The sequence below is a fragment of the Streptomyces sp. SID5910 genome (genome assembly GCF_009862125.1).
Taxonomy (GTDB): domain Bacteria; phylum Actinomycetota; class Actinomycetes; order Streptomycetales; family Streptomycetaceae; genus Streptomyces.
On sequence record NZ_WWHX01000931.1, the window covers coordinates 1 to 13,533 of the forward strand.

Consider the following 13,533-nt stretch of genomic DNA (forward strand, 5'->3'; position numbering starts at 1 on the left):
TGTCGACGGCGCTCAACCGCTCGGCGAGGCCCTTCATCCCCGTACCGCCGTCCAGCCGCGCGCCGCCGTGCCCGTCGTCGCCGACCTGCATGAGCAGCCGGCCGGCCGTCCGCCACACCTCCACGGAGGCGGACCTCGCCCCGCTGTGCTTGCTGACGTTCTGGAGCAGCTCCGAGACGGTGAAGTAGGCGATGCCCTCGATCGCCGCCGCGGGCCGCTCCGTCAGGTCGACGGTCACCTTCACCGGCACCGTGCAGCGCGACGCCACCGAGGACAGGGCCGCGTCCAGACCGCGGTCGGTCAGGACCGCCGGGTGGATGCCGCGCGCCAGATCCCGCAGCTCCTGGAGCGCCAGCTTCACCTCGCCGTGCGCCTCGTCGACCATCGCCGCCGCCGCGTCCGGGTCCTCCAGCAGCTTCTCCTTGGCCAGACCCAGCCCCATGGCCAGGTTGACCAGGCGGGCCTGCGCCCCGTCGTGCAGGTCGCGTTCGATGCGCCGCAGGTCGGCCGCCGCCGTGTCGACCACGACGCCCCGGTCCGACTCCAGCTCGGTGATCCGCCGCTCCAGCTCGTCGGACGGCGACAGCAGCCCGCGCACCATCGCCCGGTCCACGTTGGCCAGACCCCGCGCGACGAACGGCAGCACCGGCCACAGCACGAACAACGACACCAGCGTGACCGCGAAGGTGACGACACCCCAGGGCAGCCGTATCAGCTCGTACAGGACCGTGCGCCAGCCCACCGGGTCCTTCAGCGCCAGCCACAGCCGGGCGAAGAACCCGCCCCGGCCCCGCCACGGCAGCCGGCTCGGCTCCTCCACCCGCACCCCGAGCAGCGACCGGGCCCGCGCCCGCTCCATCCTGCCCAGCACCCGCGCCCCCGACAGCCCGGCCGCGAGCAGCGGCAGCCCGATCACCGTGACCGTCAGCCCGAAACCGACGAGCAGCGTCGTCACGACGTACGTGAAGCCGAGCAGCGCCACCGGAAGGTTCGCCAGCAGATGGGCGATCTCCTTCCAGGTGTGCCGGTCGAAGGCGAAACGGGCAGGTGGCGGGCGGTCGCCGTCCACTTCGCCGGCGGGTCCGGCGTGCGTCGGGAACGAGAGACGTTCGGTCATACGGGTCAGCGTGCCGTGCGGCGCCGCCCCGCGCCATGAGGCGGACCGCCGGGCGTCCCCTGAGGAAAACCCCACCCTGCTGTCCCAAGAGGCGACGGGCTGCTTACCGTGTCTTTATCAGGCCCTAGACTCCCGTGCGTACAGATCGTCGGACAGCGGCGTGCGAGGTGTTCAGGGCTCGGACAGCCCGGGCAGCTCGGACAGGGAGTGAGGGACGGGACGTGCCGGAACCGACTGTCGGCATCGCGGCGGGCTACTTCCAGTCCTACTCGGTCGTCGGACTGCTCGGCGTCGTCGGCGTGCTCTTCGTGGCCGTGGCCTTCGGCGCCGGACGCCTGCTGCGGCCCGTGGTCCCGACGCCCGAGAAGCTCCTGACCTACGAGTGCGGAGTCGACCCCGTCGGCGAGGGCTGGGCCCACACCCAGGTCCGCTACTACGTCTACGCCTTCCTGTACGTGATCTTCGCGGTCGACTCGATCTTCCTGTTCCCGTGGGCGACGGTCTTCGCCGCCCCCGGGTACGGCGCGACGACGCTCGTGGAGATGTTCGTCTTCCTCGGCTTCCTCACCGTGGGCCTGCTCTACGCATACAAGAAGGGCGTCCTGTCATGGACGTGAACCCCTCCGCCTCCGGCCCCGATGGCGCCGCCGAGCCGGTGCTGCTCCCCGAACCCAAGCGGCTCGGCGCGCTCTCCCGGCTCGCCCCCGAGCCGATGAAGGTCGTCCTCAACTGGGGCCGCCGCTACTCGCTCTGGGTCTTCAACTTCGGCCTCGCCTGCTGCGCCATCGAGTTCATCGCCGCGTCGATGGCCCGCCACGACTTCATCCGCCTCGGCGTCATCCCGTTCGCGCCGGGCCCCCGCCAGGCCGACCTGATGGTGGTGTCGGGCACGGTCACCGACAAGATGGCGCCCGCCGTCAAGCGCCTCTACGAGCAGATGCCCGAGCCGAAGTACGTCATCTCCTTCGGCGCCTGCTCCAACTGCGGCGGCCCGTACTGGGACTCCTACTCCGTGACGAAGGGCGTCGACCAGATCATCCCCGTCGACGTCTACGTCCCCGGCTGCCCGCCACGCCCCGAGGCGCTGCTCCAGGGGATCCTGAAGCTCCAGGAGAAGATCGCCCGGGAGTCGCTGGGGGAGCGCTACGGCACGACGCCACGCCCGTCGGCGGCGGCGCTCCAGAGCGGGTTGGTGCAGCCGCCGGCGTCGGCGTCATCCGCGGACGCGGACGCGGACTCGGCGTCGGGGGAGGGCCGATGAGCACGGTCGGCTGGCTGCCCGCCGACGCCGGGGAACTCTTCGGCGCGGACGCCACGGCCGAGGAGTCCTACGACGTCCTCACCGTGGACGTGCCGCCCGCGTCCTGGATCTCCGCGCTGGAGACCGCCCGCGACCGGCTGGGCTGCACGTACTTCGACTGGCTGAGCGCGGTCGACGAACCGGGCACGGGCTTCCGCATCGCGGCCCACGTGGTGGCCCTCGGACCGGTACGCCGGCTGCTGCTGCGCACGACGGTCCCGCACGACGCCCCCGTCCTGCCCACCGCCGTCTCCGTCTACGCGGGCGCGGCCTGGCACGAGCGCGAGACGCACGAGATGTTCGGCGTCGCCTTCGAGGACCACCCTGCGCTGGACCACCTGCTGCTGCCCGAAGGCTTCGAGGGCCACCCCCTGCGCAAGGACTTCGTCCTCGCCGCCCGCGTCGCCAAGGCCTGGCCCGGCGCGAAGGAACCCGGCGAGTCCGACCACGGCGGCCCCCGGCGCCGCCAGATGCTGCCGCCGGGCGTCCCCGACCCCAACGAATGGGGCCCACTGAAGGGCCAGCTCCCCCCGGCCCCGACCCGCCCGGCCCGAGGCCCGGCCCGCACCGCGAGCGACCGCCCGGCCCGCCCGGCCGGCGAACGCCCGGCCCGCCGCATGCGCACAGCGGCGGAGGGCTCCGCCGGCCAAACGACTTCGGCTACGGCTCCGGGGACTCCGGCTCCGGAGACGCCGGGGGCGGCGACGCCGGGTACGGAAGCACCGGGCACCGGGGCGTCGGCTTCGGGGGCTCCGGCTTCGGGGACGTCCGGGTCGGAGACGCCGGGCACCGGGACGCCGACTCCGGAGTCCTCGGCTGCTGGGCCCCCGGCGACGGAAACGTCGGCCACGGCGACGCCGGGCGCGGAAGCCCCGGCCACGGAGCCGTCGTCGGCACCGCCGGCCTCGACGCCCCGGCGCACACGCAGCGCGAGCCAGGGCTCAGCGTCGCAGCGGCCGGGACCGGCAGCCCCCGAGGCCCCGGCGGACGCGCCCGGCGGGGAAGCGGGCGACGCCACCGCACCGCGCACACCGACCGCCCGCCGCGCACGCAGCGCGAGCCAGGGCTCGGCATCACAGCGAACCGGCTCCACTGCGGGTCGGCCCGACGCTGCCGGCCAGTCGGACGCTGGCGGTCCGTCCGGTGCCGCAGGGGAGACGCCCCCTGCCCCGAAGCCCCCCGCCGCGCCCCGCAGCCCCGACGCACCCTGGCACCACGCCCGCCCTGCCTTCGACGAGCCCACGGAGCCCGGCGGCCGGGGGAGCACGGAGGACGGGGAGAGCCCGGGGAGCGCGGAGACCCCGGACAGCCCCGAAACGACCCCCGAGGGACCGGAGCCCCAGAAGATCCCGGAAGCCTCGGACACCCCCGAGGCCCAGGAGACCCCTGAGGCGACGGAGACCGCTGAGGCCTCTGAATCCCCCGAGACCCCCGAGGCACCGGAGACCCCGGCGCCCCGGGACGCGCCGCCCCCCGCCCGTCCCGAAACCCCCGACGACCGCCCAGGAGGCCCGCAGTGAACGACGCTCTCGACGTCACCCTGCGCCTCCTGATCGTCTTCGTCGTCTTCCTCACCTTCCCCCTGATCGTCGGCCAGACCGAGCACAAGGTGATGGCCCACATGCAGGGCCGGCTCGGCCCGATGTACGCCGGCGGCTTCCACGGCTGGGCCCAGCTCGTCGCGGACGGCGTGAAGTTCGCGCAGAAGGAGGACGTCGTCCCCGCGGACGCCGACCGCCGCGTCTTCCAGCTCGCCCCCGCCGTGGCCCTGCTGCCGTACCTCCTCGTCCTCCTCGCCATCCCCATCGGCCCCGGCGAGGGCGCGGTGGGCCAGGTCGTCGACGCGGGGATCTTCTTCGTCCTCGCCGTCATGGGCGTCGGCGTCCTCGGCTCGCTCATGGCCGGCTGGGCCTCCGCCAACAAGTTCTCCCTCCTCGGCGGCCTGCGCACCGCCGCCCAGCTCCTCGCGTACGAACTCCCGATGCTCCTGACCGCCGCCTCCGTCGCGATGGCGGCCGGCACGGTCTCGCTCGTCGGCATCCTCGACGCCTTCGAGTGGTGGTGGCTGCCCTGGCAGATCGTCGGCGCGATCGTCTTCTTCGTCGCCGGTCTCGCCGAACTCCAGCGCCCCCCGTTCGACATGCCGGTCGCCGACTCGGAGATCATCTTCGGCGCCTACACCGAGTACACCGGCCTGCGCTTCGCCCTGTTCCTCCTCGCCGAGTACGCCGGGATCGTCGTGCTGTGCGGTCTGACCACCGTCCTGTTTTTGGGCGGCTGGCACGGACCCTGGGGCGCCGACGGCCTCGGCTGGGTCTGGACCCTGCTGAAGACCGCCGTCCTCGCCTTCGTCGTGATCTGGCTCCGCGTCACCTACCCCCGCCTGCGCGAGGACCAGCTCCAGAAACTCTCCTGGACCCTCCTCGTCCCCCTCTCCCTCGCCCAGATCGCCCTCACCGGCATCGTCAAGGTGGTGATCCAGTAACCATGTCCCCCGTCCCCGGCTCCGGCCTGGCCAAGGGCCTGGCCGTCACCCTCCGCACGATGACGAGGAAGACCGTCACCGAGCAGTACCCGGACACCCAGCCCGACCTCCCGCCCCGCACCCGCGGCGTGATCGGCCTGTTCGAGGAGAACTGCACGGTCTGCATGCTGTGCGCCCGCGAGTGCCCCGACTGGTGCATCTACATCGACTCCCACAAGGAGACGGTGCCTGCGGCCGCGCCCGGCGGCCGCGAGCGCAGCCGCAACGTCCTCGACCGCTTCGCCATCGACTTCTCCCTGTGCATGTACTGCGGTATCTGCATCGAGGTCTGTCCCTTCGACGCGTTGTTCTGGTCCCCCGAGTTCGAGTACGCCGAGACGGACATCCGTGACCTCACCCACGAGCGCGACAAGCTCCGCGAGTGGATGTGGACGGTCCCGGCCCCGCCCGCCCTCGACCCCGGCGCGGAGGAACCGAAGGAACTCGCCGCCGCCCGCAAGACCGCCGACAAACTGGCCGCCCAGCAGCAGGCCGAGCAGGCGGCCCAGGCCGAGCAGACCGCCCCCGCCGAGCCGAAGGAAGGAGAGTCGTGACCCTCGCCGCCGCGCACCCCGGCTTCCTGTCCCCGACCGGCGTCGAGATCGCCTTCCTCCTCGTCGGCCTCGTCACCTTCGGCGCCGCCGTCGTCACCGTCACGACCCGCCAGCTCGTCCACGCCGCCCTGTGGCTGGTGGTGGCCCTCGGCGGCCTCGCCGTCGAGTACCTCCTGCTCACCGCCGAGTTCATCGCCTGGGTGCAGGTCCTCATCTACGTCGGTTCCGTCGTCGTCCTCATCCTGTTCGGTCTGATGCTCACCAGGGCCCCGATCGGCCGTTCCCCGGACGCCGACTCCGGCAACCGCTGGGCCGCCCTCACCGTGGCCGTCGCCGCCGCGGCGGCCCTGGTGTGGGTCGTCGCCGACGCCTTCCGGACCACCTGGATCGACCTGGACGGCCCGGCCGCCGGCTCCACCGCCGTCACCGGAGCGAGCCTCTTCCAGAACTGGGTCCTCCCCTTCGAGGCCCTCTCCGTCCTCCTCCTCGCCGCCCTGGTCGGCGCGATCGTCCTGTCCCGCAAGGCCAAGGCCGAGCGAGCGGCCGGCACCCCCGGCCCGGCAGCCACCCCCGGCCCGGCAGCCACCCCGGACGGTGCCGACAAGGACGGTGTCCGCTGATGCACCTCGCCTATCCCGCCGTCCTCTCCGCCCTCCTGTTCTGCACGGGCCTGTACGGAGTCCTGGCCCGCCGCAACGCGATCCTGGTCCTGATGTCGGTCGAGCTGATGCTCAACGCCGTCAACCTCAACCTGGTCGCCTTCGACGTCTGGCTCAGCAAGACCGCCGAGGAGACCCTGCACTCCGGGCAGGCCCTGACCCTGTTCACCATCGCCATCGCCGCCGCCGAGATCGGCATCGGCCTGGCGATCGTGCTCGCCGTCCACCGCAACCGCGGCACCGCCGACATCGACCGGCTCCGCGACACCGCCGAGGGCCACGAGCCGGACGGCCCCGACACCGACGCCCCCGCGACCGGGACGGCCGAGAAGGCTGAGGCCACCGCGTGACCACGACCACCCTCGCCGTACTCGTCCCCCTCCTTCCCTTCCTGGGCGCGGCCGCCAGCCTGCTCCTCGGCCGCACCGCACCCGGCTTCGTCCGTCCGCTCGCCGTCCTGCCCACGCTGGCGGCCGTCGTCCTCGCCGTCCTGGTCGCCGCACGCCAGGGCGGTGGCCGGGCCGTCGACGCCGCCACGGAACTGACGCCCACCGGCTCGGTCCCCGTCGAACTCGCCCTGCACATCGACGGCTTCGCCGCCCTCGTCGCCGTCCTGGTCGGCTGCGTCGCCACCTGCGTGCAGCTCTACTCGACGGGCTACCTGCGCGACGACCCGCGCTACCCCTCGTACGCCGCGCTCGTCTCCCTGTTCACCTCCGCCATGTTCCTCGTCGTCTACTCCGGCGACCTGATGGTGCTGCTGGTCGGCTGGGAGGTCATGGGCATCTGCTCGTACTTCCTGGTCGGCCACTACTGGGAGACCCCGGAGGCCCGCGCCGCCTCCCTCAAGGCCTTCCTGGTCACCAAGCTCGGCGACGTCCCCTTCCTCATCGGCCTGCTCGCGCTGGCCACCGAGACCGGCTCCTTCCGCATCACCAGGATCCTCGGCGCGGTGGCGAGCGGCTCGCTCGACCATCCGACCCTGATCGCCCTGCTGCTCCTGGCCGGCGTGGCGGGCAAGTCGGCGCAGTTCCCGCTGCACACCTGGCTCCCCGACGCGATGGCGGGCCCGACACCCGTCTCCGCCCTCATCCACGCCGCGACGATGGTCGCCGCCGGTGTCTACTTCATCGCCCGGCTCCTTCCGCTCTTCGAGGCCTCCGGGGCCGCGATGGTCGTCCTGGCCGTCATGGCCGCCGTCACGATGGTCGGTTCGGCGCTCGCCGCGCTCGCCCAGGACGACATCAAGCGCGTCCTCGCCTACTCGACCATCGGCCAGCTCGGCTACATGACCGGCGCTCTCGCCGCCGGCGACCGCGGTGCCGCCGTCTTCCACCTCCTCACGCACGGCGCCTTCAAGGCGCTGCTGTTCCTCGCCGCCGGCGTGATCATCCACGCCGCCGGCACCAACTCGCTGGCCGCCATGTCCCGCATGCGCGACCTGCGCACCCGCGTCCCGGACGCCTACTGGACGATGACCGTGGCACTGCTCGCGCTCGCCGCGATCCCTCCGTTCAGCGGGTTCTTCTCCAAGGAGTCCGTCCTCGGCGCCGCCGAGCACGTCGTCACCGGCCACACCGAGCACGCACCCGGCGCCGCGGGCTGGACCGTCCTGATCGCCGGTCTGGTCACGGCCCTCCTCACCGCCGCCTACGCGACCCGCCTGTGGCTGCTGGCCTTCCGCGGCCGGGGCGCCGAGGCCCCCGACCACGGCAGGCAGCCGCTGGTCATGAACGCCGTGCTCTGGGTCCTCGCCATCCCCTCCCTCGCCCTCGGCGGACTCGCCTTCCGCCTGCTGCCCGACTGGTTCGACGGCATCGACCTGACCCCGGCCCTCACCACCTCCGTGCTCGGCACCGGCGTGGCCCTGGTCGGCGGCATCGTCACCTACGCGGCCTGGCGGCACACCACCGCGTTCGCCGCCCGCGTCCCGCTGGGCGCGGTCGCCGCCCACCCCGAGGCCGACGCCGGCCAGGTCGAGGCCGAGGCCATCGCCAGCCACACCCCCGCCTACGGCAACGTGGCCTCCGCCCCGGACCCGGCCGACCCCGGACGGCTGCTGCTCGGTCCGCTGCACCGCCACGCGGCCGTCGGCTTCCACCTGGACGCCGTGTACTCGGCCCTCTTCGTCCGCCCGGTCCAGGCCGGCGCGAGCCTCGTCCGGTTCCTCGACCGCGCGGTCGTCGACACCTACGTACGCGGGGCGGGCGCCCTGCCCCGCTGGCTCGGGGCCGCCGTACGCCGTGCCCAGACCGGCAATGTGCAGACCTATGTGAGCGCGCTGCTCGCCGGCACCGTCGTCCTCACGGTCGCCGCCGTCCTCGTCGCCACGGGAGCGTGAGCAGGCGTGATCGATATCAACGAGTCCGTGATGCAGTTCCTTCTGGCGTTCGTCGTCGTCGGCCCGCTCCTCGGCGCCGCCGCGGCTCTCCTGCCGGCCCCGCCCGGGCTGAAGGGGAAGTCACCCGAGCAGGCCGTCCTGCGGCACGGCGTGACCGTGACCGGCGTCGTCCTGCTCGCCGCGATCGTCCTCGTGCTCGGCTTCGACCACGACCATCCGTCGAAGATGCAGGCCAGCACGGACATCAGCTGGATCCCGGCACTCGACGTGCGCATCCACCTCGGCATCGACGGCATCTCCCTCCCCCTGCTGGTCCTGACCGCGCTGCTGACCTTCCTGTGCGCGCTCTACTCGTACTTCAAGCTGCCTACCGGGCCGAGCCCGAAGGCGTTCGTCGCGCTGCTGCTCGTCCTGGAGTCCGGCACCCTCGCGACCTTCGCCGTCCTCGACCTGATCCTGTTCTTCCTCGCCTTCGAGACCGTCCTCGTACCGATGTACTTCCTCATCGCCCGCTGGGGCGGCGAGGGACGGACCCGGGCCGCCTGGAAATTCATCCTCTACACACTGCTCGGCTCCGTCGTCATGCTGCTCGGCCTGCTCCTGATCGGAATCAGGGCGGGCACATTCGACATGGTGGCACTCGCCACTGACAACGGCCGGTCGCTGACCACATCCGTGCAGGTCATCGCCGTTCTGGCGATCGGGATCGGGCTCGCGGTGAAGACCCCGATGTGGCCGCTGCACAGCTGGCTGCCCGACGCCCACACCGCCGCGCCGACCGTCGGCTCGGTGCTGCTGGCCGGCCTCCTGCTGAAGATGGGCACGTACGGATTCGTCCGGATCCTGCTCCCGGCCGCTCCGGACGGCTTCCGCACCTTCGCGCCCTACCTCGCCGCCTTCGCCGTCGTCGGCATCATCTACGGTTCCCTGGCCTGCCTGGCCCTCGCCAAGCGGGGCGCGAAGGGCGACCTCAAGCGCCTCATCGCCTACTCCTCCGTCGGCCACATGGGCTTCGTGCTGCTCGGCATCGCGACCATGACTCCGACCGGCGTCAACGGCGCCCTGTTCGCCAACATCGCCCACGGCCTCATCACGGGCCTGCTCTTCTTCGTGGTCGGCGCCCTGAAGGACCGCACCGGCACCACCGACCTCGACACCCTTGCCGAGGAGACCGGCGCCGCCCTGTACGGCAAGGCGCCTCGCCTCGGCGGCCTGCTCGCCTTCGCCGCCGTCGCCTCGCTCGGCCTGCCGGGCCTGGCCGGGTTCTGGGGCGAGATGCTGGCTCTGTTCGGCGCCTTCGACCCCCACGAGGGCCTCAGCCGTCCCGCCTTCCTCACCTTCATGGCGATCGCCGCGTTCGGCACCCTGCTGACCGCCGCGTACATGCTGATCGTGGTCCGCCGCGTCTGCATGGGCGCCGTCCCGCAGGAATCCCCGAAGCTCACCGACGTCCGCACGTACGAGTTCGCCGCCTGGACCCCGCTCGTCGTCCTGACCGTCGTCGCCGGGCTGTGGCCCAAGACCCTGCTCGGGCTGACCGACCCGGCCGTGCAGCAGCTCCTCTCAGGAGGCACCCGATGAGCTCCCTGGCCCAGCCCCTGGCCCAGAACCTCGTCCAGTCCGTCGACTGGCTCGCCATCGCGCCGCCCACCCTCGCGGCGGTCGTCGGACTCGTTGTCCTCGTCGCCGACCTGTTCGTCCCGGACGCCCGCAAGGCGCTGCTCGGCTGGGTCGCGGTCGCCGGACTCGCCGCCTCCGCGCTCCTGCTGCTGCCTCTCGTGGGCGACGACCGCTCCACGTTCTGCCTCACCGGCGACGCCGACGTGTGCAGCTACACCGCCGACACCTTCACCCTCGCCATCCAGTTCCTGGTCCTCGGCGGGGCGCTCCTGGCCGCCCTGCTCTCGGTCACCGCCGTGAAGGACGCCGACCGGGGACTGCCCGAGGGCGAGTTCTGGTTCCTGCTGCTGTCCTCGGCCGCCGGCGCGGCCCTCCTGCCCGCCTCCCGCGACCTGGCGACGCTCGTCGTCGCCCTGGAGGTCGCCTCCCTGCCCGCCTTCGCCCTGGTCGGCCTCCGGCAGGGCGACCGGCGCTCCTCCGAGGCCGCGCTGAAGTTCTTCCTGTCCTCGGTCACCGCGACCGCGGTCAGCCTCATGGGCATCAGCTTCGTGTACGCCTCCACCGGCACCCTGTACCTCACCCAGGTGGCCGACCGGGTCCAGCACGTCGACGGGCAGCTCACCACGCTCACCCAGACCGGCGTCGTCCTCACCCTCGTCGGCTTCGCCTTCAAGACGGCCGCCGTGCCCTTCCACTTCTGGGTGCCCGACACCTACGTGGGCGCGCCGCTGCCGATCGCCGCCTACCTGTCCGTCGTCGGCAAGGCGGTCGGCTTCTCCGGCCTGATCCTCGTCACGGTCGTCGCCCTCCCGTCCTACGCCGACGCCTGGGCGCCCGCCCTCGCCGTACTGGCCGCCCTCACCATGACCGTCGGCAACGTCGGAGCCCTGCGCCAGCAGTCCACGCGCGCGTACAGCGCGGTACGCCTGCTCGCCTGGTCGTCCGTCGGCCAGGCCGGCTACCTCCTGGTGCCGATCGCCGCCGCCGGCTACTCCGACGACCCCGAACGGTCGATCGGCTCCACCGTCGCCTACGCCCTCATGTACGCCGCCGTGAACCTCGGCGCCTTCGCGGTGGCCGCCCTGGTGGGCCGTACGCGGGCCCTCAACCGGGTCGCCGACTACCGCGGCCTGTACGCGACCAATCCGCTGACCGCCCTGCTCCTGGCCTTCTTCCTGCTCTGCCTCGCCGGACTGCCGCCCGGCATCATCGGCCTCTTCGCCAAGGTCACCGTCTTCTCCGCGGCCGTCGACGCGGGCCTCGGCTGGCTGGCCGTCGTCATGGCCGTCAACGTCGTCATCGCGCTGTTCTACTACCTCCAGTGGACGGCCCTGCTGTTCCGCGCACCCGAGGGCGAGGCCGTGCGGCACCGCCTGCCCGCCCCGCTCACGGCAGCGATCACCGCGACCGCCGTCCTCGCCGTCGCCCTGTCCGGAGCGCCCCAGCTGATCCTGCGCTTCGCCGACACCGGGCTGTTCTGACCGGCAGCCGCGTATCGGCACGCGCGCGTGGGGCACTCGGCCTCCACGCGCGCGTGCCGCATGCCGGGCCGTCACCCGGACGGACCACGCGCGCGGCCGTGCCCGCCGGGGAACTGGCGGCCGTCGCCTGGCGTTGACCAGTACGGAAGGGTCCACTGGACGTGACATCACGACCCAGGGGCACCGGAGACCAGGAAGCAACCACAGCGAGCGAGACAAGCAAGCAAAGGGTTTCCCTGCTGCACGACTTGGAGGGCGTACCGTGCACCGCCGGCACAACGGGCTCAGAACCGCAGTTCTCCTCGGGGGACTGTCCGCGCTCATCATCGTCATCGGCAGTTTCTTCGGCCGAACGGGCCTCGTCGTCGCCGTCCTCGTAGCCCTGGGCACGAACGCGTACGCCTACTGGAACAGCGACAAGCTGGCCCTGCGTGCCATGCGCGCCCGCCCGGTGAGCGAGTTCGAGGCCCCGGCGCTGTACCGCATGGTCCGGGACCTCTCCACCCAGGCCCGCCAGCCCATGCCCCGCCTGTACATCTCGCCGACGGAGGCCCCGAACGCCTTCGCGACCGGCCGCAACCCGCGCAACGCCGCCGTGTGCTGCACGGAGGGCATCCTGCGCCTGCTCGACGAGCGCGAGCTGCGCGGCGTCATCGGACACGAGCTCAGTCACGTCTACAACCGCGACATCCTGATCTCGTCGGTCGCGGGCGCCCTGGCCTCCGTGATCATGTTCCTGGTCAACTTCGCCTGGCTGATCCCGATCGGCCGGTCGAACGACGACGACGGCCCCGGCCTCCTGGGCATGCTGCTCATCATGCTCCTCGGCCCGCTCGCCGCGAGCCTCATCCAGCTGGCGATCAGCCGTTCCCGCGAGTACGAGGCCGACGCGTCCGGCGCCCAGCTCACCGGCGATCCGCTGGCCCTCGCGGGGGCGCTGCGCAAGCTCGACGCCGGCACCAAGCAGCTCCCGCTGCCCCCGGAGCCCCGGATCGAGACGGCCAGCCACATGATGATCGCCAACCCGTTCCGCCCGGGACAGGGGCTGTCGAAGATGTTCTCCACCCACCCGCCGATGGCGGAGCGAATCGCCCGGCTCGAAAAGATGGCAGGTCGTCAGCGATGAAGACCATTCTCAACGTCATATGGCTCGTCCTCAGCGGCTTCTGGCTGTTCCTCGGCTACCTGCTCGCGGGGGTGCTGCTCTGCATCACCATCATCGGCATCCCGTTCGGCATCGCCGCGTTCCGCATCGGTGTCTACGCCCTGTGGCCCTTCGGGTACGCGGCGGTCGAGCGCCGCGACGCGGGAGCGGCCTCCTGCATCGGCAACGTGCTGTGGCTGATCCTGGCCGGCTGGTGGCTGGCCATCGGTCACATCGTCACGGGCATCGCCCTGTGCGTCACGATCATCGGCATCCCGCTCGGCATCGCCAACTTCAAGCTGATCCCGGTCTCGCTGCTCCCGCTGGGACGCGAGATCGTGCGTACGGACCAGCCGTTCACGGCCACCGCCGGCGCTCAGAACGGTTGGTAGACCGGGGGAGTGGCGGGACGGGCCGCCGTTTGTCCACAACCGCGAGGTTGTCCACAGGCCCGAACGGCGCCCGTCGGTGCGGCGCATCATGAAGCCATGACCGCGAACGAGCAATTGACGACCCGGACGACGCCGAAGACCCATAACCCACCGAGGCAGCCCCGTTCACGCACGCCGAACCCCGGCGGCGGCTCACCGCGCAGCCGGCCGCCCCCGCACCGCGTACGCCACCATGCCCACGGCCAGCACCCCCACGCCCGCGATCACCGAGACCACCGGCAGGGAGAACGCCAGCACCGTGCATCCGGCCAGCCCCACCGCAGGCACGACCCGCGCCGCAGTCCGCGCCGACTCCAGCGTCCAGGCCGACGCGTTGGCCACCGCGTAGTACACCAGCACGA

General features: G+C 72.2%; 13 protein-coding genes and 1 pseudogene. 12 read left to right on the forward strand and 2 right to left on the reverse strand.

Annotated features, from left to right (window positions below):
* The coding region (gene abrC1 / locus GTW67_RS33145; protein WP_161168448.1) for a sensor histidine kinase AbrC1 at positions 1 to 1,117 on the reverse strand (1,117 nt) is incomplete at its 3' end.
* A gap of 221 nt (positions 1,118 to 1,338) precedes the next feature.
* On the opposite strand from abrC1, the gene GTW67_RS33150 reads away from it, so the two are divergent.
* The 12 genes from GTW67_RS33150 (at position 1,339) to GTW67_RS33205 (ending at position 13,132) form a co-directional block, all read left to right on the forward strand.
* Complete coding sequence (locus GTW67_RS33150; RefSeq protein ID WP_161168449.1) at positions 1,339 to 1,734, forward strand: NADH-quinone oxidoreductase subunit A; 396 nt, start codon at positions 1,339 to 1,341, stop codon at positions 1,732 to 1,734.
* Positions 1,725 to 2,378, forward strand: a complete 654-nt coding sequence (locus GTW67_RS33155; protein ID WP_161167406.1) for an NADH-quinone oxidoreductase subunit B — start codon at positions 1,725 to 1,727, stop codon at positions 2,376 to 2,378. Before GTW67_RS33150 ends, GTW67_RS33155 begins: the two co-directional genes overlap by 10 nt.
* Positions 2,375 to 3,937 carry an NADH-quinone oxidoreductase subunit C gene (locus GTW67_RS33160; RefSeq protein ID WP_161167407.1) on the forward strand — a complete coding sequence of 521 codons (1,563 nt, stop codon included), beginning with the start codon at positions 2,375 to 2,377 and terminating at the stop codon, positions 3,935 to 3,937. Before GTW67_RS33155 ends, GTW67_RS33160 begins: the two co-directional genes overlap by 4 nt.
* Positions 3,934 to 4,902: an NADH-quinone oxidoreductase subunit H gene (locus GTW67_RS33165; RefSeq protein WP_161167408.1), complete on the forward strand. Its 969-nt coding sequence runs from the start codon at positions 3,934 to 3,936 to the stop codon at positions 4,900 to 4,902. Before GTW67_RS33160 ends, GTW67_RS33165 begins: the two co-directional genes overlap by 4 nt.
* A 2-nt stretch (positions 4,903 to 4,904) precedes the next feature.
* Positions 4,905 to 5,495, forward strand: coding sequence for a NuoI/complex I 23 kDa subunit family protein (locus tag GTW67_RS33170; RefSeq protein ID WP_161167409.1), 591 nt, complete (start codon positions 4,905 to 4,907; stop codon positions 5,493 to 5,495).
* A complete protein-coding gene (locus tag GTW67_RS33175) occupies positions 5,492 to 6,115 on the forward strand; it encodes an NADH-quinone oxidoreductase subunit J family protein (protein ID WP_346010750.1) in 624 nt (207 codons plus the stop codon). Before GTW67_RS33170 ends, GTW67_RS33175 begins: the two co-directional genes overlap by 4 nt.
* The gene (gene nuoK, locus GTW67_RS33180; RefSeq protein WP_161167410.1) at positions 6,115 to 6,504 is read left to right on the forward strand and encodes an NADH-quinone oxidoreductase subunit NuoK; all 390 of its coding nucleotides are present in this window, start codon (positions 6,115 to 6,117) and stop codon (positions 6,502 to 6,504) included. The genes GTW67_RS33175 and nuoK overlap by 1 nt, the downstream gene beginning before the upstream one ends.
* On the forward strand, positions 6,501 to 8,495 hold the full coding sequence (locus GTW67_RS33185) for an NADH-quinone oxidoreductase subunit L (RefSeq protein WP_161167411.1): 1,995 nt from the start codon (positions 6,501 to 6,503) through the stop codon (positions 8,493 to 8,495). Before nuoK ends, GTW67_RS33185 begins: the two co-directional genes overlap by 4 nt.
* A 6-nt stretch (positions 8,496 to 8,501) precedes the next feature.
* A complete protein-coding gene (locus GTW67_RS33190; RefSeq protein WP_161167412.1) occupies positions 8,502 to 10,076 on the forward strand; it encodes an NADH-quinone oxidoreductase subunit M in 1,575 nt (524 codons plus the stop codon).
* Positions 10,073 to 11,596 (forward strand): NADH-quinone oxidoreductase subunit N, encoded by a 1,524-nt coding sequence (locus GTW67_RS33195; RefSeq protein ID WP_161167413.1) that lies wholly within the window; start codon positions 10,073 to 10,075, stop codon positions 11,594 to 11,596. Before GTW67_RS33190 ends, GTW67_RS33195 begins: the two co-directional genes overlap by 4 nt.
* A 262-nt stretch (positions 11,597 to 11,858) precedes the next feature.
* A complete protein-coding gene (htpX, locus tag GTW67_RS33200; protein WP_161167414.1) occupies positions 11,859 to 12,722 on the forward strand; it encodes a zinc metalloprotease HtpX in 864 nt (287 codons plus the stop codon).
* Positions 12,719 to 13,132, forward strand: coding sequence for a YccF domain-containing protein (locus GTW67_RS33205; protein WP_161167415.1), 414 nt, complete (start codon positions 12,719 to 12,721; stop codon positions 13,130 to 13,132). The genes htpX and GTW67_RS33205 overlap by 4 nt, the downstream gene beginning before the upstream one ends.
* Before the next feature lie 192 nt (positions 13,133 to 13,324).
* Here the strand turns inward: GTW67_RS33205 and GTW67_RS33210 are convergent.
* Positions 13,325 to 13,533, reverse strand: a pseudogene (locus tag GTW67_RS33210) (amino acid permease); the annotation flags it as partial.

Coding starts and splice junctions, on each gene's coding strand:
- GTW67_RS33155 (WP_161167406.1), top strand. CDS start 1,725: ATGGACGTGAACCCCTCCGCCTCCGGCCCCGATGGCGCCGCCGAGCCG.
- GTW67_RS33160 (WP_161167407.1), top strand. CDS start 2,375: ATGAGCACGGTCGGCTGGCTGCCCGCCGACGCCGGGGAACTCTTCGGC.
- GTW67_RS33170 (WP_161167409.1), top strand. CDS start 4,905: ATGTCCCCCGTCCCCGGCTCCGGCCTGGCCAAGGGCCTGGCCGTCACC.
- nuoK (WP_161167410.1), top strand. CDS start 6,115: ATGCACCTCGCCTATCCCGCCGTCCTCTCCGCCCTCCTGTTCTGCACG.
- GTW67_RS33195 (WP_161167413.1), top strand. CDS start 10,073: ATGAGCTCCCTGGCCCAGCCCCTGGCCCAGAACCTCGTCCAGTCCGTC.
- GTW67_RS33205 (WP_161167415.1), top strand. CDS start 12,719: ATGAAGACCATTCTCAACGTCATATGGCTCGTCCTCAGCGGCTTCTGG.